Origin of the sequence: Teichococcus deserti, assembly GCF_001982615.1 — a bacterium.
In the GTDB taxonomy this organism is placed as follows: Bacteria; Pseudomonadota; Alphaproteobacteria; order Acetobacterales; family Acetobacteraceae; genus Pseudoroseomonas; species Pseudoroseomonas deserti.
On the sequence record NZ_MLCO01000498.1, the window covers coordinates 1 to 1,655 of the forward strand.

A 1,655-nucleotide genomic window follows, 5' to 3' on the forward strand; every position below is an offset into this window, starting at 1 on the left:
GTGGTCATGCCGGATGCCGCCGGCAACGACCTGGTGCGGGCGGCGGCCATCGCCACCTCCTGGTTCGCGGTGCAGGCGGATTACCGCGGCGCCAATTTCCCGGTCAGCGCCAGCGTGCCGCCGCGCGGCAATGCCATGGTGCTGGTCGCCGGCAATGAGGGCGTCCCCGGCGTCACCCTGCCGCGCTTCGAGGGCCCGACGCTCGCCGTGGTGCCGAACCCGGCCGACCCGACCGCGATGCTGCTGGTGGTGGGCGGCCGCACCGGCGCCGAGGCGGCCTCGGCCGCGCAGGCCCTGGCGGTCGGCCGCCAGGCGCTGTCCGGCGAGCTGGCCCAGGTGCAGCCGCCCGAGATCCCGGTGCGCAACGAATACGATGCGCCGCGCTGGGTCCGCACCGACCGCCCGGTCCGCTTCGGCGAGCTGGTCGATCCGTCGGAGCTGCAGAGCTACGGCTTCGCCCCGGGCGCCATCGCCATTCCCTTCCGCACCGCGCCCGACCTCTATACCTGGCGCGAGCGGTCGCTGCCGGTGGATGTCCGCTTCCGCGCGCCCCCGGGCCCGGTGATGGACGTGGCCGTGTCGCGGCTCGACGCCTCGCTGAACAATATCTACCTGAAGTCCTTTCCGCTTCGTGAAGTGGAGCCGGGCTGGCCCTGGAGCTGGGTGGCGCGCAACACCGGCCTTGGCGCCCTGCCGGATCGCGGCGAGGGCCAGGTCGGCCTGCCGCCCTATCTGGTCTTCGGCCAGAACGAGCTGCAGATGCGCTTCGACATGCGCCCGCTCAACCGCGGCGACTGCATCTCCATCCCGGGCGACATCCGCGCCTCGATCGACCCGGACAGCACCATCGACCTGACCCGCGGCTACCGCTTCACCGAGATGCCCAACCTGGCGCATTTCGCCGGCTCGGGCTTCCCCTTCACCAAGATGGCGGATTTCTCGACGACCGCCCTGGTGCTGCCGGAGCGCGCCAACACGCTGGAGCTGTCGGGCGCCTTCACCCTGCTGGGCAAGCTGGCCGCCAATGTCGGCTACCCCGCGGCGCGCATCGCCGTGGTCCGCCCGGCCGGCCTCGAGACGGTCACGGACCGGGAGCTGCTGGTGGTCGGCGCGCTCGGCCGGCAGCCGGCGCTGGCGCAGCTGCTCGGCCAGGGCAGCCCGCTGCAGGTCGATGGCGGCCGCGTCAGCGTGGCGCTGCCGACCGCGCTGGAGAGCTTCCGCAACCTGTTCCTGACCGACGACCGGCAGATGGACCGGCAGCGCCTGGAGGCGGTGCTCGCCACCCCGGGCGAGGCCACCGGCATGCTGATCGGCTTCGAGAGCCCGCTGAAGGGCAACCGCTCGGTCATCGCGCTGACGGGCACCAACCCGCAGGGCATGGAGGCCATGGTCACCGCCCTGCGCGACCCGGAGATGCAGCCGCGCATCCAGGGCGACCTGGCGCTGCTGTCCGGCGGCCGCATGACCTCCTATAAAGTGAATCGAAATTACACGGTGGGTCACCTTCCGGTGCATCTCATGCCGCAATTCTGGCTGGGCAAGCGGCCGGACCTGCTGCTAGGCCTCGTCCTGGTGGCGGCGCTCTGCATCGCCATCCCGACCTACTGGCTGCTGCGCCGCCGCGCTGCCCTTCGGCTGAGGACCAGGACGCAATG

General features: G+C 71.8%; 1 protein-coding gene. It reads left to right on the forward strand.

Translation table 11 applies throughout. From position 1 onward, the window contains the following. A partial coding sequence (locus BKE38_RS29460) for a cellulose biosynthesis cyclic di-GMP-binding regulatory protein BcsB (protein ID WP_207553730.1) occupies nt 1–1,655 on the forward strand: 1,655 nt, incomplete at both ends.